The organism is Microcoleus sp. AT8-A3 (genome assembly GCF_036705675.1).
Lineage (GTDB): Bacteria > Cyanobacteriota > Cyanobacteriia > Cyanobacteriales > Microcoleaceae > Microcoleus.
Genome location: NZ_JAUBVD010000059.1, coordinates 14,160 through 36,323, shown reverse-complemented (window position 1 = coordinate 36,323; position 22,164 = coordinate 14,160). Strand labels below are relative to the sequence as shown.

Genomic DNA, 22,164 nt, shown 5'->3' with positions numbered 1-22,164 from the left:
CTCACCCTTGTCTCGGGTGATTCACTTTTACCCCCTCAATCCGACTATGTGCCAGTTTGGGGTGCGGAATGTGGGTTTTAATCTATTCTTATTGTACCTCATAACACCCGGAAGTGCTGTAAGAGTTCCCGCCCTTGGCGCCGAGGGGATCGACCTTAACTGAACCGTATGGCGCTATATTCGAGAAAATATTTATGGAAAAAAGAGAGCATTGCGTTACTGGGAAATCACAACATATATAGATACCATTTCCGAAAACTAAACCTGCTATATGATGACACAAATTCCGGAAGTCTTAGCTAAAGAAGTTGGGAATTTGTATGGAAATACGACTTGGATTGAATATGGTTTTCGACAAAGTAAGAGTGAATTAGGGTGGGCGGATTTCCGAGTCACCCAATATTCACAGATTGAAAAATGGTGGGAAATCGTTTGTAGTGCTTACGTGATGATCGGCCTCTATACTAGGTCTAATAGAGCCGTTAACTCCCAGACTCCATCACCCAGCTCTTTATCCGCAAAAAACTTCTCACTTCTCCACCGCTTTGAGAAACATCAAGACGCTTGATGAAAAAAAAGTTGGAAGAGGCATCTAAACAATTTGAGATTAATATTACAAGCTTTAATTAGCTTTAACTTGATACAATAGTGGCTAAAAATTTTTCCGATTCCACAATTATCTACAGGCTCGATTAAGATCGTTAATGAATTTTTACCCAAATCCCTTCTCTTACTTAATAAATGAGAGTGAATTCTTATTTTCTTCTGCCGCTTAGTGACAGAAGAGAGGTATCTTGCCTACGGCATCTAGTTTAACGTTGTAAGCCCGGTTAAGCATGGCGATCGAGCCGTCGTGGCCGAGCACGGTATAAGAGGAGAAGTGAACATTGTTGCCGATGCGGACCTAGGCGGGATCTCCAAAGACCGTATTGAGCCAGATGCTGCAATTTTCGCCTAGCGCTTACAAGTTGCCATGGCGGGGGAGAAATTCTGTGTATTCTGGGGCACAGGCGTTACAGAATTGGATGTAAAGGCCACGGAACTTGCCGTAACGCATCGCAAGATGGCGGATAATTTTTTGCAATATTGATCTAAGCATTTTCCTGGTTTTTGGTAGATTGAAGAATCTTGGCAGGAATACCTACTGCTGTTTTGCCTGCGGGAATATCTGATAAAACTACAGCATTAGCACCGATATTTACGTCGTCTCCCAAGTTTACTTTTCCGAGGATTTTTGCACCAGCGCCGACGTTAACCCGATCGCCCAATTGAGGGGATTCCAGCGGCTTGTCCAAATAGCGGTTTCCCAACGTTACACCTTGGCGGATAATGCAGTCGTCGCCGATCGTAGAATATCCGTGAATAATAATAGCGTTTTGATGTTCAATCACCACGCGACGACCGAGCTTCACAGTGTAAGGCAAGTCTATCCCGTAACTATTGCGGACTTTTCGGTAGAGTGCTCGATAAATAATGCTCAAAGGAGCTCGCAGTAATTTCGGTTCTACCTGCATTCTCCAGACGCCAAAACGCTGCACTGCTACGGCGCGAAATCCCGGTTTTGTCCAATCTCGACCATGAGCAATCCAGTCTTCTTTAATTTGCTGCCACAGTCCCAGGCCGGGGTCTTCTACTTGATTTTCAGTGGTGATTAAGTTTTGCTCAGTTACCATAAGCTCTAATTGACATTATTTATTGTTTACTCTATTGCTAGATGCCGACGATATTAATGGGTCTATCAGGTTTGTGAGGAAGGAGCAATCCGGTTTTCTCGATCGAGAATACTAATTCCTCGGCTGCATCATAAAATATTTTGCTTGCCTAGGCTAACCTGGTTTAGTTGGCTTTGACCGATTTACCAACTCCCTTTAAAAGTTTTTGGATTTTTCAATCTTACCCCCCTTAAAAAATACACTATTTAATACAAAATCTCTCAGCAATTGTGGTGGATCGCCATCTGGTTTGCCTTGAAGTACGCGACGCACCCTCCAGGCTGCAAAACCCGAAGCCCAGGATACATCAGTTAATGCTGTGTAAACCAAGCCGTAGTTTTTGATAAAGTACCTGCGCCGGGAATCAAACCAATAGGTAGGCAGCCGCTTGGCGGGCTTTTTGGTGTCAGTGACGCCTGAGCTTTGGCCGACTAAGTGCACAACGCGACTTTCAGGTACGTACCAGCAACTCCAGCCAGCTTTGTTCGCTTGCAGACAAAAGTCCATTTCTTCGCAGTACATGAAATAAGCTTCATCCATCAAGCCAATCTTTTCAAATACTTCGCGACGGACGATCATGCTGGCTCCAGCTACCCAATCAGTTTGACAGGTTTCTTGGGAAATCGGAGGCGCTGCGGCCCAGTTGGCTAATAACTTGGATATAAAGCCTGTCCGCCAACCAAAATCGAGTTCTGTCAAGATGTTGTGAAACCGAAAAGCTGACTCCTGGGGCGTGCCGTCGGGGTCTTCCAAGCGGCTGCCGGCGATGCCGGCTTCGGGATGAGTGTCCATGAAATCGACGAGGGCTTTTAAGGCACCTGGGCGAACTATGGTGTCTGGGTTAAGCAGCAGGAAGTAAGGGGGGGGATTGGTGGATTGGAGGGCGGGACGGATCAGGGCGTTGTTGCCGAAAGCAAATCCGCCGTTGCGCTCTAGGGGAACGAAGGATGCCCATTCATTCCAGCCTTCTGAGGCGATCGCACTACTAATTTCTTCGACAGAGCGATCGCCTGAAGCATTGTCGCCAACTACAACTCGCATACCGGGCAGCGATTGAACTTCGCTAACTAGAGAGCGCAAGCAGTCAATTGTCAAACTAGAGGTTCGGTAGTTAACAATGACAACCAGCAGTGGATAGGGGTGATTGGACTCGCTGGCCTTCGACATAAGTACCGTTGTTTGTTTAACAACTTTTTAGCTCAAGTTGTACCCATCTGGCAAGCTGGAGCGATCGCCCGGAGTACAGGTATCGCCTAAGTAGATGAGTCGGAAAATACACAAGTAGTCAAAAGCGAGGGTCACTCCGTGAAACGAAGCAATCCCAAAGCTTCTGACAGCTTTACATTCCTTTACACAGCCCGGTTTATTTGCGCCTACCTACTTACTTTTTTGATTGCTCCAACATTCTTAACAAAAGCTGCCACCGCTGCCGGTGCATTTCTTCGTGAGTCAGGCTGCGAGCCTGTTTCAGACCTGCCATGCCCATATTTTGAAGTAGGTTCAAGTTTTCTCCCGACTGTTTGAGCAAGTTTGCTAAATCAACTGGGTCATTGCAATTACCGATCGAGCCTGTGATGCCGTTTTCGATGCAGTCGCGGAGTCCGGCAGTGTTGTTTGCCAGTACAGGTACGGCCTGGGAATAAGCATCGTATACTATTCTGGGCTGTTCGTCTGAGGTGCTGGGAACCACAACAGCATGATATTGTTGCAGCCGGCTGAAGAATTCTCTCCCGTAAGGAATAGTTCCCAAAACTTCGATCTGTACCGATTTTTGCATTGCCTTGCTGGCTGCTTGGCAGTTGCTTAACAGTTCGCCTTCACCTAGTATGTCCAGCTTGACGGCAATGTTTTCCTCGTCCAAGATTTTCATTGCTTCTAGGAGAACTAACAGACCTTTCTGTGGATGCAATCTGCCCGCAAATAGAATTTTTAGTTGTTTGGGCGAGGCTGACAGTTTTTCCTGCCATATTTTAGTCGCCTCTGCTTCCGAAATGATATTTTCTTCATCTATCCACGAAGCGTGAATTATGTGACTTTTTTTGTGTGGTTTTTTTAATAAACTTTGCTGATATTCTCCCTGTGTAAAGATTGTCAAGTCGGCGCTGTTGATGCACCAGCGATTCAATGTTTCGTATATGTAAGCTTGAATTTTGGCTTTAATGCTGGCAGGGGTTCCCGGCTGCAGCCGCCACGGTGCGGACTCGACTATGAGCAGGTATGGTTTCCGCTGTATCAGGACTATGGGCGTCACTAACCATGCCATCGGAATCGGCCAGCCTGCTACGCCACTATGTACGATATCTGAAGATGCGATCGCGCCCCAAAGCTGGGCAACCGTTGCCGGCAGCAGAAATATTCCTTTGGCCAAGCTATTTGGGGAGGGAAGGTCAATAAATTTAGCATCAGCAAATGATGTTTCCGAATCCACCTCTATGGTATTTTCGGGGAGGGTTTCTCGCACGCACGGAGATGCTAGCGTCAAGTTTTTCAAATACTTAAAGTGTTGAGTTAGGTCTTTAGCCCACATTAAATCGAGATACCTGCAGCCTTTGGAGTCGCGGAAGGATGGGATGTTGAGGACTAGCAGGTAGTGCTTGTCTATGGGCATCAAAGTCGGTTCTTTGGCCCCATCTTCTGTGATATTTAACGAGTTGGAGTCCATAAAATACACTAGGATTGAATGCGATATATCTATTTTAATGCCACTTTAGCCTGTTTTTAGTATTAATTGACACCCTAAACACGCAATCATATCGCCAAAGAATACTGAAGTCCATATTAAATCTCCCCAATCTGGGTCAATACTCCGCACAGTTTTTGGAACTATACTACAAGCCTTACAGGGCAAGCAGCATAAAAAAGTCGAATTAAATGCCGCGTCAGGGGTAGAGATGACTTTGATTTCATTATTTACGCTAGCCTCAAAGTCAAGTAAGAATAAGCCATTGGGCAATAGAAAAAGTGTCCGGACTCTTGCTGGATCAAAGTCGATACTGCCTGTAGGCTTGACTGGCAGCTCGGTGCAGCAGCGAATGTCGGTAAACTAACCCCTTCGCGTCATCGGAATAGCCCCCGCCAATCACGCAGGCAACGGGATAGCCGCCGGCCAAACACGCCATCAAAACTTGCATTTCCCGGCGAAATAAGCCCGTATCAGTTAAAGCTAATTTTCCCAGTTTGTCACCGTGATGAGGGTCTACTCCAGCATCGTATAAAACTAAGTCGGGCTTGACATTTGAAAGCAAATCTGGTAAGAATTTATCCAAGGTTTGTAAATATTCGTCGTCCTCCATACCCACAGGCAAAGGTACATCTAAATCGCCCTTTTGTTTAGTGCCGGGAAAATTGACTTCGCAGTGCATCGAGAAAGTAAAAACACTGCTGTCATCTTGAAATATTACGGCGGTTCCGTCTCCTTGGTGGACATCTAAATCGACAATTAAAACTTTGCGAACTAAACCATTTTTTTGCAAGACGCGAGAGGCGATCGCCAAATCATTAAAAATACAAAAACCAGACCCAAAAGCAGGGAAGGCGTGATGAGTTCCGCCCGCAGTATTGCAAGCCAAACCGTAGTCTAAAGCGAGTTTTGCAGTTAGTACAGTTCCTGCAACCGCAGTGCAAGTGCGGTTAGCCAGGGCCCGACTCCAAGGCAGACCAATTCGCCGAGTCGCTTTGTTATCCAGCGTCCCGTTGCAGTAAGCTTGAACATAGGAGTGGTCGTGGACTAATTCAATCCATTCTTGAGGGGGAAGTTCGGGAGCGTGAAATTGCGATTTATCTGCTACCCCGTCCGCGAGCAGCATCTGGTAAAGCATCCGAAACTTGGCCATCGGGAAGCGGTGAGCCGGTGGCAGAGGTGCAACGTAATCTTCGTGGTAAATAATTGGTAAGTCCATTAAAATTATTGTATAACGAATGAATCTCCAATTGAACGCCTGCAATCTCAAATTTAAATTCGCTGGAGAACTTGTATATGCAACAACTAAAAACAGTCTGGCAGTCCGGCAGCACCGACCCCGAAAATGCTGACAATCTCGATAATATCAGTCAGTGGTGGGGAAACCTGAACGGGAAAGAAATTAGCTGGGTAGAGCGACTGATTCCGCAAATCGGCGGTTTGAGCGAAATTCACTGGCACCCCCAGCGTTTTGACGAAACATTTGTGATAGTCAATCCCGAAATTCGGGAGGAAACTCTCTATTGGTACAAACCAGATTCTCCTGTCCAACGTAACAACACAGTTGACAAATTAGAACTTGACAACTTGCAACAGCAATTGTACATCTATCCTCAGTTGGAATCGGAACTGGTAATTCGCGTAGGAATTCCCGAAGTTAAATATCAAACACTTGAATTAAACAATCCCGAAATCGCCTTGGGCGAAGATAATCTGCTGTTGCTGTGGGAATCTGACCAAGAACTAGAAATTAAAATTTACTTAAGCAATGAAAATATTGCTAAACTTAAGGAATTGCTGGCATAGAAAAGACCGAGAAAATATTTTATAGGGTAAGCTTTGGGTGCGGGGTGGATTGCTATTATATACTCTTAGTTACCTATAAATATCTTAAGACTCAGGAGTCGGTGGGTCAAAACCGAGGTTTTTCACAGCCATACTTTGTTGCAGCGACAAGAGTCAAAAACGGTTTCTTCACCTCGTGGTATGTCCATGTGTGTATCTGTGCTAAAACCCTTTGAACGTGCGAGCAAAATGTCCAGAAAGTTGTGTTATCCTCCGGGCAATTTTAATGCTAAACTCCAGCAAGAAACTGTCCTGGGCGAATCAACCGGGTTGTAGGAAAATACTTGGTCGCAGCCATTGAACAAAGTTAAGAAACCCGGTTGCTTTGGTCTGGAGTGCCTAAGCGATAATTGTTTTTCGGTAGAGTTAATTTGTACAGCAAATCAGGCGATTTCTTTTGACAAGAAAATGTAGTTAAGTACGGTTATTTTGAGTGAATAATTAAGAGAAGCAACCAAGAAATTGAAAAAACATAAGGTGCGTTAGTTGATGGCTAATATCTAAAGTTAATCCTCTATTTGCTGAGTGTGAAAATGTTTAATAAATAATGATGAGCAGAAAAAATCGCTAAATATATTAAATCATCAATCGGCTGCTAGAAATAAAAAAATCACAATGACCAGACAAAAAATGATATTTGACAAAGAAAGTATTCACATTTTAATTATTGACGATCAGCCCCACAACCTGCGGTTTATATCAAATATATTGACGAAAGAAGGGTATAAAGTTCAGCGGGCGATTTCGGGAGAAATGGCGGTCAATGCTAATTTAGCAGTTCTCCCAGACTTAATTTTGCTAGATATTGCTATGCCCAAAATGAACGGATATGAAGTCTGTGCTAGACTGAAATCCAACGAAAAAACTAAGGAAATTCCGGTTATTTTTTTGAGTGTTTTTGAGGAGACTTTTCACAAAGTCAAAGCTTTTGAAGTCGGCGGTGTTGACTACATTACTAAGCCTTTTCAAGTGGAAGAAGTTTTAGTGAGGATCGAAAGTCAATTGACTATACAACAGCTATCAAAACAATTAAAACAGCAGAATGCCCAACTGCAGCAAGAGGTAGAATTTCGCAAGCGAACAGAACAATCACTCCGGGAAAGCAAAGCGCGGTTGCAAAAATTGGCGGTCAATATACCGGGAGTTCTTTATCAATTTATCAAGAAACCAGAGGGAAATTTTAAGTTTGAATATATTAGTTATGCTTGTCGGGAGATTTACGAATTAGAGAGTGAGGAAATATTAAAATGTCCCGACTTTTGCTTCGATCAAAATCATCCAGATGACCACGAATATCTGGTAAAACAAATTGCTACTAGCGCCCAAACTTTAGAACCTTTTGCCTGTGAATGGCGGATTGTTACGCCGTCGGGTAAACTCAAATGGCTCCAATCTAATTCTCGACCAGAAATGCGCGATAATGGCGATATTGTTTGGTATGGCGTACTTTTTGATATCAGCGAGCGCAAGCACGCAGAAATAGAAATGGCTGGAGCTAAAGCTGCTTTAGAACGGCAAGTTCAGCGAGAATTGCTGATTGCAAAAATAACTCAAGAAATTCGCTCAAGCTTGCAGCCAGAACAAATATTTCAAATAGCTGCCACTCAAGTCGGTCTGGCATTCTGCGTCAATCGCTGTTTGATTCATACTTACGTCACTACTCCCCAAGTCGATATTCCTCTGGCGGCAGAGTATCTCGAACCCGATTGCGAATCTATTCGGAACGTACCTGTTCCAATTTGGGGCAATCCTCACGTCATACAAATGATGATACAAGATCTGGCGATCGCCTCGAACAATGTTTATTCAGACCCTCTTTTGCAAGCTGTTCAACCGATTTGCCAGAAGGTTGGGTTAAAATCGATGCTGGCAATTCGCACTTCTTACCAAGGCCGGGCCAACGGTGCTATCTGTTTGCACCAGTGCGATCGTTACCGGGAATGGACTTCCGAGGAAATCGACTTATTAGAAGCTGTGGCTGCTCAAGTAGGGCTCGCTATCGCTCAAGCTAAACTGATCGAACGAGAAAAAAACCGAATTCAGCAGCTCGATCGGCAAAATAAAGTGCTGCAAGCAGAAATTCGCACCCGCGTCCGTGCCGAGCAAGCTCTGCAAGAATCGGAAACAGAATTGCGGGCGATTTTTGCCGCCATGACTGACACAGTTTTAGTGAGAAATGCAGAAGGGCGCTGTATCAAAATCGCCCCGACAGCATCAACAAATTTGGTGAAACCTCCAAGCGAAATGATTAACAAAACCGCTCACGAAGTCTTGCCGAAACCTATAGCAGATTTAGTATTAAATGCGATCCAACAAGCTCTAAAAACGAAGCAAACTATCAATGTTGAATATAGCTTTAAAGTCGGAGAGCGCGACGTTTGCCTCGATGCTAAAGTTTCTCCGCTGACTCCAGATTCAGTGATTATCGTGGCGCGAGATATTAGCGTTCGTAAACAAACAGAATCCGCACTCAGAGAAAGCCAGCACTTCATTCAAGCAATCGCCGATTCCAATCCCAACCTGTTGTACGTTTACGATGTAATTGAACAGCGGAATGTTTATGCCAATCGACAAATTTCGACGATGCTCGGATATACCGCCCAAGAAATACAAGATATGGGTACAGCAATGATGCCAATTCTGCTCAACTCCGATGATTTGCCAAATTTTTTTGATAGCGTACAAAAAGTTGATCGAGCCAAAGACGGTGATGTCGTTGAATGTCAATACCGAATGAAACACAAAAACGGTGAATGGCGGTGGATGCACAGTTGGGATACAGTATTTCTCAGAACAGCCGATGGTAAACCCAAACAAATTCTCGGCACTGCTAATGACATCACAGACCGCAAATTAGCCGAAGAAAAACTGCTAGCATCCCAACAAAGAATCTCATTTTTATTGCAGCAAACGCCGATCGCGGTTATCGAGTTAAACCTCAATTTTGAAATTATTACTTGGAATCCCGCAGCCGTTGCTATTTTTGGCTACAGTGAGCAAGAAGCGATTGGTCGAGTCGCCTCCGATTTAATCGTACCTGAAAGCTATCAACCGCAATTATCTGAGATTTCCAATCACGACTTGAACGCCAAATCCAGTGGCACTACTGAAAATCTGACTAAAGACGGCAGAATTATCATCTGCGAGTGGTACAATACTCAGCTAATTGACGATAACGGTACAGCGATCGGCATTGCTTTAATGGCTGTAGATATTACCGAACGCAAGCAAGCAGAAACGGAACTGCAAGAAAGTGCTTTACGACAAAGAGCGATCGCCCGCATCATTGAAAGAATGCGGCAGACTTTAGATATCCGAGAAATTTTTCACGCCACAACCCGAGAATTGCGCCAAACCATGAAGTGCGATCGAGTCGCTATTTACCGTTTCAATCCAGACTGGAGTGGCGAATTTGTAGCCGAATCCCTTGATCGCAAGTGGGTTTCTTTCATCCAAGCACAGGATACAGATTCTAACCTTACTGAAGGCGCGTTAGACAGCGAACTTTGCCTAGTCCAAAAATTAGATAGTATCTCACCAGAAGTCCACGATACCTATTTGCAACAAACCAAAGGCGGAGCATACAGCCGAGGTAAAACTTACCTTTGTGTCCCAGATATTTACAAGCAAGGTTTCGATAATTGTTACATCCAGTTGCTAGAAAAATTTCAAGCTAAATCATACATTATTGTACCAATTTTTTCTGGAAAAAAGCTCTGGGGATTACTAGCATCCTATCAAAATTCTGCCCCCCGCCAGTGGAGTGAAGCTGAAATCAACGTTGCAGTTGATGTAGGTACTCAGCTAGGAGTAGCATTACAGCAAGCGGAACTGCTTGCCCGCACTCAAAGGCAGTCCATGGAGCTGATTAAATCCAAAGAAAACGCCGAAGTTGCCAACCGCGCCAAAAGCCAATTTCTAGCTTCCATGAGCCACGAACTTCGCACGCCTCTCAACGCCATTCTCGGTTTTTCCCAAGTCATGGCCCGCAACAGTTCTATCACGGAAGAACAAAAAGAATACATAGAAATTATTAACCGCAGCGGCGAACATTTGCTAGAACTCATCAATGATGTTTTGTCAATGTCCAAAATAGAAGCAGGTCAAATTACTATCAATCCTAGCCGCTTTAATCTCTACGACTTTCTCAACAGTCTCAAAGAAATGCTGCAACTAAAAGCCAACTCAAAAGGCTTGTATCTAATTTTTGAAAATTCCCATAATTTGCCGCAGTACATTCAAACAGACGAAGCTAAATTGCGGCAAGTTTTAATTAACTTGGTCGGCAATGCAATTAAATTCACTCAACACGGAACCGTTACTTTGCGCGTCAGTAGCCACGCTGAAAAAGACGCCATAGAAGAAAACAAATCCCAATTGTATTTTGAAATTGCCGACACGGGACCCGGCATTTCTCCCTCAGAAATTTTCACATTATTTAAGCCCTTTGTACAAACCGAAACTGGTCGAAATTCCATGCAGGGGACTGGTCTGGGGTTGCCGATCAGCCAACAATTTGTCCGAATTATGGGAGGTGATATTGCGGTTGAAAGTAAACTCGGTCAAGGCACAATTTTTAGCTTTAATATCTGGGTTAACTTAGTAACACAAAGTGATGAACAAGAAAAACCGCCGATTAAACAAGTTATTGCTTTAGAAGCAGGACAGGAAACTTATCGGATATTAATAGTTGAAGATGTAGCGGAAAATCGCCAACTGCTGCTTAAGCTGCTAGTACCCCTGGGATTTGAAGTCCGGGAAGCAACTAACGGTCAAGAAGCAATTGCTTTGCATTCAACTTGGAAGCCGCACTTGATATTAATGGATATGCTGATGCCCGTGATAGATGGGTATGAAGCGACAAGAGAGATTAAGAAAACTATCGAAGGTAAAGAAACAATAATTATTGCCTTGACGGCCAGTGCTTTTGATGAGCAGCGACAAATAATTTTGTCTGCTGGTTGTAACGATTTGATATGTAAACCGTTTCGGGAAGAGGTACTTTTTGAAAAGATAGCGCATCACCTCAACCTGCGTTATATTTATGAAAAAGAGAACTTATCTACTTCTTTTTCTACACCGACGCTGCTTAAAAGTTTGACCACCGAGGATTTGAGTGTAATGCCCACAGACTGGGTGGTCGAGTTGCACCGAGCAGCACTTTGTGTTGACGACAACCGCATCCTCGATCTGATCAAGGAAATTCCCGAAACTGAGGCAAATCTCGCTAACGCTTTAACAGATTTAGTCGATAATTTTCGGATAGATATCATTATCGATTTAACTCAATTATATTATGATGAACGACCATCCATTATCAGCGACTCGTAAAGACATTCTGATCGTTGACGATATGCCGGATAATTTGCGACTTTTATCCACTATGCTGACATCTTACGGGTATCATGTCAGGAAGGCTATTAACGGACACTTGGCTTTGCAAGGGGCACAAATATCTCCTCCCGATCTAATTTTACTAGATATTAATATGCCACAAATGAACGGGTATGAAGTTTGTGAGCAGTTAAAGTTAAGCGAAAAAACTCAAGATATTCCGGTAATTTTTATTAGTGCGCTAGATGACGTGCTGGAAAAAGTTAAAGCTTTTCAAGTAGGAGGAGTGGATTATATTACTAAACCGTTTCAAGTAGAAGAAGTCTTAGCCCGCGTCCAAAACCAACTTTCTCTTCGTTCGCTGCAATGCAAACTGCAACTGCAAGCTAGGGAACTGCACGATCGCAATTCGAGATTGCAGGAAGAAATCGCAGAACGGCAGCGGGCTGAAGAATCAATCCGGTTTTTGCTGGAAACGACGCGGGCGATCGGCGAAGCTGTAGACTTTCACTCAGCTTTAGAAGTAATTTTGCACCAAGTGGGCGAAACAATCGGATGGGATGTAGGAGAAGCTTGGATTCCCAATGCAGAAGCAACTGTGCTGCAATCTGCCAGGGGCTGGTATGCCAGCAACGCGAGGATGGATGCGTTCCGCAAGCAAAGCGAACAACTAACATTTGCCATGAATATAGGCCTGCCGGGACGAGTTTGGGCATCCAAGCAACCGGAATGGGTAGAAGATATTTCCAGGGGCTACCCGCATTTTTTCCAAAGTCAAATAGCACTAGAACTCGGATTTAAAGCGGGTTTTGGTGTGCCGATTTTGGTAGGCGATGAAGTATTGGCAGTGCTAGTTTTCTTTAAAATTTCGTCGGATGGGAAAGACGCACAATTTATAGACGTTTTCAATGCGGTAGGCACTCAATTAGGTTCTTTGATTCAGCGCAAACAAGCAGAAGAATTGCTACGTATTGCCCAAGAAAAATATCACAGCATTGTAGAAAATGCGATCGAAGGCATTTTTCAAAGCACGCCTTCAGGAGGCTATATCAGCGCTAATCCAGCTTTGGCAAAATTGTACGGTTACGACTCGCCAGAAGAACTGATGTCCGAGATTAACAATATTGCTCAGCAACTGTACGTTGACCCGGAACGCCGCCTCGAGTTTGTGGCTGCTATGGATGCTGAAAATGCCGTTTCGGGGTTTGAATCTATGGTATGTCGCAAAGACGGGCGCCGGATTTGGGTGTCAGAAAATGTTCGGGCTGTTCGAGATTCAAAAGGTAATCTGATCTACTATGAGGGTACTGTTTCTGACATTACAGAACGTAAATTAGCGCAAGAAGCGCTAAAAGTTCAACAAGAACAAAGCGAGAAGTTGCTGTTAAATATTTTACCCAAACCAATCGCAGAACGGTTGAAGGCGGAGCAAAGTACGATCGCCGATAGTTTTGCCCAAGTAAGTGTTTTATTTGCTGATATTGTTGGCTTTACTGAGTTGTCTGCTAGAATGTCTCCCACCGAGTTGGTAAAGCGCTTGAACGTAATTTTTTCGCACTTCGACCAGTTAGCTGAAAAGTACGGTGTGGAGAAAATTAAGACTATTGGCGATGCTTACATGGTAGTCGGGGGGTTGCCTACGCCGACACAGGATCATGCCGAGGCGATCGCCCAAATGGCCCTGGGAATGCAGGAAAAAATAGCAAAGCTGTGCGCCGAGACAGGGGAAAAACTGGCAATTCGCGTCGGCATCAATTCCGGGCCGGTGGTTGCGGGAGTGATTGGTGTGAGCAAGTTTACTTATGATTTGTGGGGAGATACGGTGAATGTAGCGGCGAGGATGGAAGCTACGGGTTTTTCAGGCAGCATTCAAGTTACTGATGTTACTTATGAGCTTTTGAAAGATAAGTATATGTTTGAGAGGCGAGGCGTGATTCCGGTAAAAGGTAAGGGGGATATGATGACTTATTGGTTGCTAGGAAAAAAGTAAAAATTGGGAATGGGGCATTGGGAATGGGGCATTGGGAATGGGGCATTGGGAATTGGGAATGGGGCATTGGGCATGGGGAATTGGGCATTACAACAAATAACAAATAACCAATAACCAATAACCAATAACCAATAATTCCTGACTACTGACTACTGACTACTGACTACTGACTTCTGCTATGATGAAAGTAGTTAACGAAACTTTACATAATAGCCGTGACTGCACAACAATTAGTATCTGCAACGAGTTTTGAAAAGCTAATTTGGACTTGGAAAGGTCACAAAATCCAATATACCGTCCAAGGAACCGGCCGCCCTCTGATCTTGATTCACGGATTTGGGGCTTCGATCGGACATTGGCGGCAAAATATCCCCGTACTCGCAGCCGGCGGCTATCGCGTATTTGCGCTGGACTTGCTGGGATTCGGTGCTTCCGCCAAACCAGCCCTAGATTACACTCTGGAATTGTGGGAAGAATTGCTGACTGATTTCTGGGCGGATATGGTACTAGAACCGGCGGTATTTGTCGGGAATTCGATCGGCGCTTTGCTGAGTTTGATGGTAGTCGCCAACCATCCAGAAATATCAGCCGGCGGTGTCTTAATCAACTGTGCCGGCGGACTCAACCACCGGCCCGACGAACTGAATTTCCCGCTGCGAGTAGTGATGGGGACTTTTACTAAATTAGTTCGATCGCCCCTGATCGGCCCGTTTGTCTTCAACAACATCCGCCAAAAACACCGCATCCGCAACACCCTGCGCCAAGTCTACGGGAACCGCGAAGCCATCACTGACGAACTCGTAGAACTCCTCCACGCCCCCTCCTGCGATCCCGGAGCTCAACAAGTGTTTGCATCGATTCTCACAGCCCCTCCAGGCCCTCAACCGTCAGAATTGCTGCCCAAAGTCGATCGTCCGTTATTGGTACTTTGGGGCGCAGACGACCCCTGGACGCCGATCGCCGGCAGCCAGATTTATCAACAATTGGCCGCCAATGATAAACCCGTGAAATTTGTTTCCATTCCCAACACAGGCCACTGTCCCCACGACGAGCGGCCGAGTGAAGTCAACGCTCTGATTTTGGACTGGCTGGTGGAAGTGAAGTAAAATTTTTCCGATCGAGGCAACCCTTGAGCGATCGAGTCAAACCCTTGCAGTGCAAAAGTTTTGCCTCGCTCCACCGCACCGACACCCCGGCAGAAGCCGACTCAAAAAACAATTTTTGGAAAAAGTATTGACACAATTTACTGAGTCAGCTATATTGATGGACGTGTGAGGAGCGAACCAGAAGAAGCACCGAGACGAAACACGGCCAGTCGTCGGTGCTTTTTCTGTTGAAAGGCATTTTTAAGAGTTTGAAATTATTTATAATTCATATCCAGAATATCTGTAAGCCCGCCCCGCTTTCTTCAATTCTTCCTTCGCGTTATTCGCGTCTTCGCGGTTCGTTAAATAAATATTCTGATGTTGCAAAAAAAGTAATTGATTGCACTTGATCTCGAAAAATCCGAAAGTGTGGATTGTTTTTGATCGTCAAAATTTGATTGCATAGAACTCAAAACTAGAGAGTTACAGCACTTTCCAGGTAAGTGAAGTACAGAGAAACCGGGTTTCTTGAATAAAACCGGTTTCTGGCGAGAAATCCAGAAGAAACCCGGTTTCTGGGGTGTACTTTATAAACCTGGAATCCGCTGTATATAATAAATTGTCGCTGGGTCGGGGCGGGTTGATCTAGATTTTTTCCAGATGTCGCTAAACCCACCCCTGCGGTATTGGTGCTGCAAATATCAACGATCGCCCAAAACAAATTGTTCGATCGCAGCCGCCACCCCATCTTCCTCCACATCCGGCGCCACCCAATCAGCAGCAGCCTTCACCCCATCAGGAGCATTGCCCATCGCCACGCCCACGCCCGCATAGGCAATCATTTCTACATCATTAAAATTGTCGCCGATCGCCATCACATTCGCCGCCTGCAAACCCAAAAGTTCCTCCGCTAAATACTGCACCGCATCTCCCTTATTCGCCACAGGATGCGTAGCTTCAAAAAAAGTAGCAACGGATCGAGTCAAATAAAGCTCCGCAGGCGTGTAACGCAGCCGCATACTGCTGAGCAAGCCGTCGAGTACCCCCGGATTCTCGCACAATGCCAAAACTTTCGTCGGTTCCCCCGGAATATCTCGCCGCAAATCTTTAATCACCATTGGTTCAATGCCCGATCGTTCGGCATAAATTCGGGTAGCTGCAGTAATTTCCGGCACGTAAAGTTGGTCGTCAATGTAGAAATGGATCGAAAGCAGCGGTCGCAAATGCGGTTCTTCAAAATAATCTAACAGTTGCAGAGCAGTTTGTTTCGACAGCGGCAAGTGCCGCAGCCGCTTTTGAGTAGCGTGATCTTGAATCCACGCGCCCTGGTAGCAAATCAGTGGCAATGTTGAGCCGATGTCGCGGTGAAAACGCAAAGCTGATCGGTACATCCTGCCCGTAGCGACGGCTACTTTCACTCCCCGCGACTCGGCCGCCAAAATTGCCTGCTTGACTGGTTCTCGGATAGTATTTGACATACCTGCGATCGTGCCGTCTATATCCACTACCAGCAATTGAATGTCTGCGGTGCCAAAAGCGCGATCGGTCGCCTTAGCTGGATTTGAGGCAGTTATATTCTGCATGATTTTTTTAGATTTTAGCTGTTGATTTGCACGCACCCGTTTATTTTGCCACTGGTGGGATAGCAAAGTGCCACTTCTGATTTTTTGAATACTAAAATAATATAGATAACTAAATAAGCGACAAAAAAAGTATCTAGGAGGACTCTTTCGGGATGGATTTAGTTAAGCTATAGAATAGTAGCCAGTTTACTGCCGTAAAAACCGCACTCGACCGACGCTGTGTATTTTCACTTACTTAATAATACTTGTGTGCAAAAAGAATGCAACTCTAAGCCCGCGAGCCAAACCCTTATATCATCAATCATTCCCAATCTAAAATCTAAAATCTAAAATCTAAAATTGTCTAACCGCATCTTTGAAATTACCCCCAACTATCATGATTTCTATTCCGGGATACCGCATTGACGGAGAACTTTATACAAACTCTCACACAGTAATTTATCGAGGTCTGCTGCTTGAGGAAGAAAAACCCGTTATCCTCAAAACTCTCACGCCGCTATACCCTACCCCAGCCCAAATATCCCAACTGCTGCACGAATCCGAAATTCTTAAAAATTTGAATTTACCCGGAATAGTCAAGCTTTACAAAATAGAAACATACAATCACTTTCCTGTTTTAGTTTTAGAAGATTTTGGTGGGATTTCCCTAAAAGAGTTTCTCAGCAACAACCAGCTAGAGTTACCACAATTTCTGCATATTGGCATCAAACTAGCAGAAACTATTGGGCAACTCCACGAACACCACATCATCCATAAGGATATTAAACCCAGCAATATTATTGTCAATATCGAGACAGGAGATGTCAAGATTGCTGATTTTGCGATCGCCTCCCTGCTACCGGGCGAAAACCCCGCCCCCAGCCATCCCCATTTACTCGAAGGCACTCTCGCCTATATGTCTCCTGAACAAACGGGGCGCATGAATCGGGCGATCGACTACCGCACCGATTTTTATTCTTTAGGCGTCACCTTTTATGAAATGCTTTGTGGTGAATTGCCTTTTCAGGCGATCGATCCCATGGAATTAGTACACTGCCATATTGCTAAAACGCCAGTTTCTCCTTGGGAAAACAGAAATAAAAAAGTAGAAAGCAAAAGCATCGAAGGCAGAATCTATCAAGTAGGAACCAAGGAGATTCCTCAAGTCGTTTCCGATATCGTCATAAAACTCTTAGCAAAAACAGCCGAAGACAGGTATCAAAGTGCTTTCGGACTTTTGTACGACTTGGAAAATTGTCTCGATCAACTGCAAACTATAGGCGAAATTTCCCACATAACCCTCGGCGAGCAAGATCAGTCAAGTCACCTGCAAATTTCCCAAAAATTTTACGGGCGAGAAGCAGAAGTTAATCTGCTTCTCAGTATCTTCCAGCGTATGAGGCGGGGCAATACAGAAATCGTGCTGATTTCCGGTTCTGCAGGTGTGGGCAAATCCTCGTTAGTATATGAAGTTTACAAGCCGAGTCGGCGGGAAAATGGGTATTTTATTGACAGCAAATTTGAGCAATTTAAACGAGATATTCCTTACGCTTTTTTGCTCCAAGCTTTTCAAGATTTGTTTCGACAAATTTTTACAGAAAATGCCGCAGAAATTCATGTTTGGAAACAAAAAATTTTAAAAGCAATCGGCGGCAACTGCCAAGTAATTATTGAAGCTATTCCCGAAGTAGAACTGATTGTCGGGCCGCAGCCCCCCGTCCCAGATTTAGGAGCCAATGAATCTCAAAATCGCTTTAATTTAGTATTTCAAAACTTCATCCGCGTCTTTGCTCAAAAAGAACACCCCCTAGTAATTTTCCTGGACGATTTGCAGTGGATCGATTCAGCATCTCTCAAGTTAATAGAACTGCTAGCAACTGACATGGGGACTCAATATTTATTAATAATTGGAGCTTATAGAGAGCAGGAAGTAGATGCAAATCATCCCCTAATCATTACCGCCGAAGCAATTAAAAAAGCAGGCGGCACTGTGAGTGCGATCGCCCTTTCGCCTTTAGATATAAGCAGCGTCAACCAATTCCTTGCCGATACTTTGAACTGCGCCCCCGAAAAATCCCTAAGTTTAGCAGAATTGCTTTGGCGAAAAACCGCTGGCAATCCCTTCTTTTTAACTCAATTAATCAAATTTCTTTACTCAAAAAGCTTGATTCAATTTCAAATTTTACCCTCCCATAATTTGAGCGAGCTAGCTGAACCTAACCTGTCGGCCTTAGCGCAACCAACCTCCGAGCAAATTGTGAAAAAATGCCATGTCACAGGCGAGTGGCAGTGGGATATCGAACAAATACAAGAAATGGGAATAACTGACAATGTTGTAGAATTAATGATAGATAACATTCAGAAACTTTCAGACAATACCCAGGAACTGCTTAAATTAGCCGCTTGTATCGGGAACAAATTTGATTTAAAAACTCTCTCGACAATCGCCGAAAAGCCTGTGGCGTCCGCAGCAACAGACCTTGGTGAGGCACTTCAGTCCGGTCTAATTTTGCTCGTGAATAACGCCTACAAAATTCCGATCGCACTAGCAGCAAGCACAGAAGTAACAGACACAATATCTAGAGACTTTACCGATAAATTTTCCCTACCAGTGGCTGATGTTTCGAGCGCCACTTACAAATTTTTGCATGAGCGAGTGCAGCAAGCAGCTTATGCTTTAATATCCGATTATCAAAAACAAGAAATTCATCTCAAGATAGGCAACTTTTTACTTCAAACTGCACCCCCAGAGCAATTAGAAGAGCATATCTTTGATACCGTAAACCAACTAAACTCTGCCAAAGAAATCATCAGCAGCAAATTAGAACAATTTCAATTATGCCAATTAAATTTAATTGCAGGCCGCAAAGCAAAAGCAAGTGCCGCTTACCAACTTGCCCTCAAATATCTAACCGCAGGTATTGAACTGCTTCCTCCCCAAAGTTGGCAAACTGACTACGACTTGACTCTGGCACTCTACGAGTCAGCAGCAGAAGCTGCTTACCTGAATACCGACTTTGAACCCATGGAGAAATGGGCGATAATTGTCCTGCAACACGCAACAAATGAACTAGACAAAATCAAAGTGTTTGAAATCAGAATCATAGCTTGTGCGATGCAAACCAAACTCCAAGAATCGGTAAAAATTGGTCGGGAAGCACTAAAAATGTTAGGAATTAACTTTCCCGACTCGCCGATTCCCCTCCACATTCAGCAAGCACTCGCTAAAACAGCAGCTTATTTAACAGACAAAAAAATAGAAGATTTAATAGACTTACCGATTATGACAAATCCGCACAAATTAGCAACTATGCGCGTGCTTTCCAGTATGTTTTCAGCTACATTTATAGTTGAACCTGTGCTGCTGCCCCTGATTGTGTGCGAGCAAGTTAATTTATCTATTAATTACGGAAACTCTACTTTTTCCGCCTTCGGTTATGCTAATTACGGAGCAATTTTAAAAGGAATAGTTAGAGATATTGAATCAGGCGATCGCTTTGGTCAATTAGCTTTAAATTTGAGCGATAGATTAAATGTGTTAGAATTCAAAAGCAAAACGCTTAATTTAGTAGCCTTCATTTTGATGAACGGCAAGCATCACGTTAAAGACTCTTTGCCGCTATTAGAGGACGCCTATCAAAGCGCGCTAGAAAATGGGGATTTAGAATGTGTCGGATATTCAGCCGTAAATATTTGTCAGTCTTTGTATTTCATCGGTCAAGAATTGCCACAACTGGAACGGAGAATGGTAAGTTACAACCATTTGCTGTTTCAACTCAAGCAAGAAACTGTATTAACTTGGAATCAAATATATCTGCAAACTATTTTGCAATTGATGGGGAAATTGGAAAGTCCACACCTTGTATTAGGTGAAGCATACAGCGAAGAAAAGTTGTTGTCGCTACTGTTAAAAGCTAACGATCGCGTGGGATTACAGCACTTTTATTTGCAGAAATTAATAATCTCCTATTTATTTGGAGATACCGCTACAGCCCTAGAAAATTCAGCGCTAGCCGAAGTATATTTAGACGGAGTAGCAGGCTTTATTAATGTTTCTGAATACCAGTTTTACGATTCTCTAGCCCGCCTAGCCGCCTATCCCTCTGCAACAGAGGGGGAACAAGAAGAGCATATTTTTTACGCTGTCAGTAACCGAAAAAAACTGCAACAGAAAGCGCTTTATGCACCCATGAATCTTCAGCACAAATGCGACTTACTTACGGCAGAAAAAGCGCGTGTTTTGGGCAATATTGTGAGAGCAATGGAATATTACGATCGCGCAATTGAAGGAGCCCAAGAAAACGGATACATACAAGTACAAGCACTAGCAGCAGAATTGGCAGGAGCATTTTATCTATCCATAGGAAGAGAAAAAAATTCTAAAACTTACTTAACAGAAGCGCGTTATTGCTATCAACGCTGGGGAGCAACAGCCAAAGCAGCGCATTTAGAATCCAAATACTCGCACTTGCTAACTTCAAGCTCGATTTCAACTAATATTGAAACTCACAAATCTACCAGCAGCGCTTCCACTACGAACGACGCTGCAGGCGTGCTAGACTTGACTACCGCAGTGAAAGCATCGCAAACCTTAGCCGGGGAAATAGTTCTAGACAAACTGCTGGCAAAAATGATGAAAATTGTTATTGAAAATGCCGGGGGGCAAAGAGGCTTTTTAATACTAGAAAAAGAGGGTCAATGGGTGATTGAAGCATCAGGATCTGTAGATGTCGATCGCGTTGCTGTCATGCAATCAATTCCGATAGATTTTGTAGCCGACGATCGAGAAGTAACTTTGCTGGCAGTTGCAGTTGTCAATTACGTTGCCCGCACCCAGGAAAGTATAGTTTTAAACGATGCCAGCAGCGAAGGACAATTTACTCGCACACCCTATATAATGGCCGTTCAACCTAAATCAATTCTTTGCACTCCGTTAATTAATCAAGGCCAACTCACGGGCATTCTATATTTAGAAAACAATCTGACTACAGGCGCTTTTACACAAGACAGGTTAGAAATATTAAAACTGCTGTCTTCTCAAATTTCTATCTCCATCGAAAATGCCCAACTTTACGCCAACTTGCACCAATTCAATCAGAATCTCGAAAATTTAGTACAGCAGCGTACCTCCGAACTCTCCCAAACTTTAGAAGACTTAAAATCGGCTCAAAATAAACTGGTAGAATCGGAAAAAATGGCGGCCCTCGGAGGGTTGGTGGCAGGTGTTGCCCACGAAATCAATACTCCCATCGGCATCGGCATCACCGCCGCCTCCCTGCTTGCTGAAAAAGCCACAAAGTTTTTTGAGGTTTACAGTAACGGCCAAATAAAACGTTCCGAGTTAGAAAAGTTTCTGGATACCGCCGTGCAAAGCAGTAATATGATCTTATCTAACCTCACGCGGGCAGCAGACTTGATTCACAGTTTTAAAGAAGTAGCTGTGGATCAGTCGAGCGAGTTAAAACGCACGTTTAATGTTAAAAACTATCTAGAGGAAATTTTGACATCCTTAAGTGCCAAACTCAAAAGAACTAAGCACAAAATAGAGATTAAGTGTGATGAAAATATTGTAGTGGACAGTTATCCCGGCGTAGTGTGTCAAATTGTGACAAATCTGGTGTTGAATTCGCTAATTCACGCCTACGATGGAGAAGACGCAGGAATTCTGGCTTTTGATTTCAAACTAGAGGGCGATCGGCTAATATTTGAATATGCCGATAACGGCAAAGGAATTGACCCAGAAAATCTCAGTAAAATTTTTGAACCATTTTTTACCACCAAAAGAGGTCAGGGAGGCACGGGATTGGGACTGCACATTATTTATAACCTTGTTACTCAAAAACTAAAAGGCACAATTAGCTGTAGAAGTCAAGTAAATAAAGGCACAAGATTTATGATTGAATTTCCCGCTAAAATGAGCAGTTAGTTATTATACGGCCAACATGGATATAAGTTT

At 44.0% G+C, this 22,164-nt stretch carries 10 protein-coding genes; 5 read left to right on the top strand and 5 right to left on the bottom strand.

The window, feature by feature from the left end; translation table 11 throughout:
• Positions 1 to 1,091 precede the first annotated feature (1,091 nt).
• The 4 genes from QUB51_RS25055 to QUB51_RS25040 all read right to left on the bottom strand — a co-directional run bounded on the left by QUB51_RS25055 (position 1,092) and on the right by QUB51_RS25040 (position 5,611).
• Positions 1,092 to 1,673: a serine acetyltransferase gene (locus tag QUB51_RS25055; protein WP_333057910.1), complete on the bottom strand. Its 582-nt coding sequence runs from the start codon at positions 1,671 to 1,673 to the stop codon at positions 1,092 to 1,094.
• A 195-nt stretch (positions 1,674 to 1,868) separates the two neighbouring features.
• On the bottom strand, positions 1,869 to 2,879 hold the full coding sequence (locus tag QUB51_RS25050) for a glycosyltransferase family 2 protein (protein WP_333057909.1): 1,011 nt from the start codon (positions 2,877 to 2,879) through the stop codon (positions 1,869 to 1,871).
• Positions 2,880 to 3,093: 214 nt separating this feature from the next.
• On the bottom strand, positions 3,094 to 4,374 hold the full coding sequence (locus tag QUB51_RS25045; protein WP_333057908.1) for a glycosyltransferase: 1,281 nt from the start codon (positions 4,372 to 4,374) through the stop codon (positions 3,094 to 3,096).
• Between the two features lie 319 nt (positions 4,375 to 4,693).
• Positions 4,694 to 5,611: a histone deacetylase gene (locus tag QUB51_RS25040; RefSeq protein WP_333057907.1), complete on the bottom strand. Its 918-nt coding sequence runs from the start codon at positions 5,609 to 5,611 to the stop codon at positions 4,694 to 4,696.
• 77 nt (positions 5,612 to 5,688) lie between these two features.
• Between QUB51_RS25040 and QUB51_RS25035 the strand changes: the two genes are divergently transcribed.
• The 4 genes from QUB51_RS25035 to QUB51_RS25020 all read left to right on the top strand — a co-directional run bounded on the left by QUB51_RS25035 (position 5,689) and on the right by QUB51_RS25020 (position 14,667).
• The gene (locus tag QUB51_RS25035; RefSeq protein WP_333057906.1) at positions 5,689 to 6,198 is read left to right on the top strand and encodes a hypothetical protein; all 510 of its coding nucleotides are present in this window, start codon (positions 5,689 to 5,691) and stop codon (positions 6,196 to 6,198) included.
• A 654-nt stretch (positions 6,199 to 6,852) separates the two neighbouring features.
• A complete protein-coding gene (locus QUB51_RS25030; RefSeq protein ID WP_333234001.1) occupies positions 6,853 to 11,568 on the top strand; it encodes a response regulator in 4,716 nt (1,571 codons plus the stop codon).
• Entirely contained in the window at positions 11,534 to 13,561 is a 2,028-nt protein-coding gene (locus tag QUB51_RS25025; RefSeq protein ID WP_333234000.1) for an adenylate/guanylate cyclase domain-containing protein, read from the top strand. The genes QUB51_RS25030 and QUB51_RS25025 overlap by 35 nt, the downstream gene beginning before the upstream one ends.
• Before the next feature lie 215 nt (positions 13,562 to 13,776).
• On the top strand, positions 13,777 to 14,667 hold the full coding sequence (locus tag QUB51_RS25020) for an alpha/beta fold hydrolase (RefSeq protein WP_333057903.1): 891 nt from the start codon (positions 13,777 to 13,779) through the stop codon (positions 14,665 to 14,667).
• 680 nt (positions 14,668 to 15,347) lie between these two features.
• Here the strand turns inward: QUB51_RS25020 and QUB51_RS25015 are convergent.
• Complete coding sequence (locus QUB51_RS25015) at positions 15,348 to 16,229, bottom strand: Cof-type HAD-IIB family hydrolase (protein WP_333057902.1); 882 nt, start codon at positions 16,227 to 16,229, stop codon at positions 15,348 to 15,350.
• Positions 16,230 to 16,605: 376 nt separating this feature from the next.
• On the opposite strand from QUB51_RS25015, the gene QUB51_RS25010 reads away from it, so the two are divergent.
• Complete coding sequence (locus QUB51_RS25010; protein ID WP_333263709.1) at positions 16,606 to 22,134, top strand: ATP-binding sensor histidine kinase; 5,529 nt, start codon at positions 16,606 to 16,608, stop codon at positions 22,132 to 22,134.
• Positions 22,135 to 22,164 lie beyond the last annotated feature (30 nt).

Excerpts from the sequence above, each read along its gene's own strand:
- QUB51_RS25055 (WP_333057910.1), bottom strand. The coding sequence starts at position 1,673 with ATGGTAACTGAGCAAAACTTAATCACCACTGAAAATCAAGTAGAAGAC.
- QUB51_RS25050 (WP_333057909.1), bottom strand. The coding sequence starts at position 2,879 with ATGTCGAAGGCCAGCGAGTCCAATCACCCCTATCCACTGCTGGTTGTC.
- QUB51_RS25045 (WP_333057908.1), bottom strand. The coding sequence starts at position 4,374 with ATGGACTCCAACTCGTTAAATATCACAGAAGATGGGGCCAAAGAACCG.
- QUB51_RS25040 (WP_333057907.1), bottom strand. The coding sequence starts at position 5,611 with ATGGACTTACCAATTATTTACCACGAAGATTACGTTGCACCTCTGCCA.
- QUB51_RS25035 (WP_333057906.1), top strand. The coding sequence starts at position 5,689 with ATGCAACAACTAAAAACAGTCTGGCAGTCCGGCAGCACCGACCCCGAA.
- QUB51_RS25030 (WP_333234001.1), top strand. The coding sequence starts at position 6,853 with ATGACCAGACAAAAAATGATATTTGACAAAGAAAGTATTCACATTTTA.
- QUB51_RS25025 (WP_333234000.1), top strand. The coding sequence starts at position 11,534 with ATGATGAACGACCATCCATTATCAGCGACTCGTAAAGACATTCTGATC.
- QUB51_RS25015 (WP_333057902.1), bottom strand. The coding sequence starts at position 16,229 with ATGCAGAATATAACTGCCTCAAATCCAGCTAAGGCGACCGATCGCGCT.
- QUB51_RS25010 (WP_333263709.1), top strand. The coding sequence starts at position 16,606 with ATGATTTCTATTCCGGGATACCGCATTGACGGAGAACTTTATACAAAC.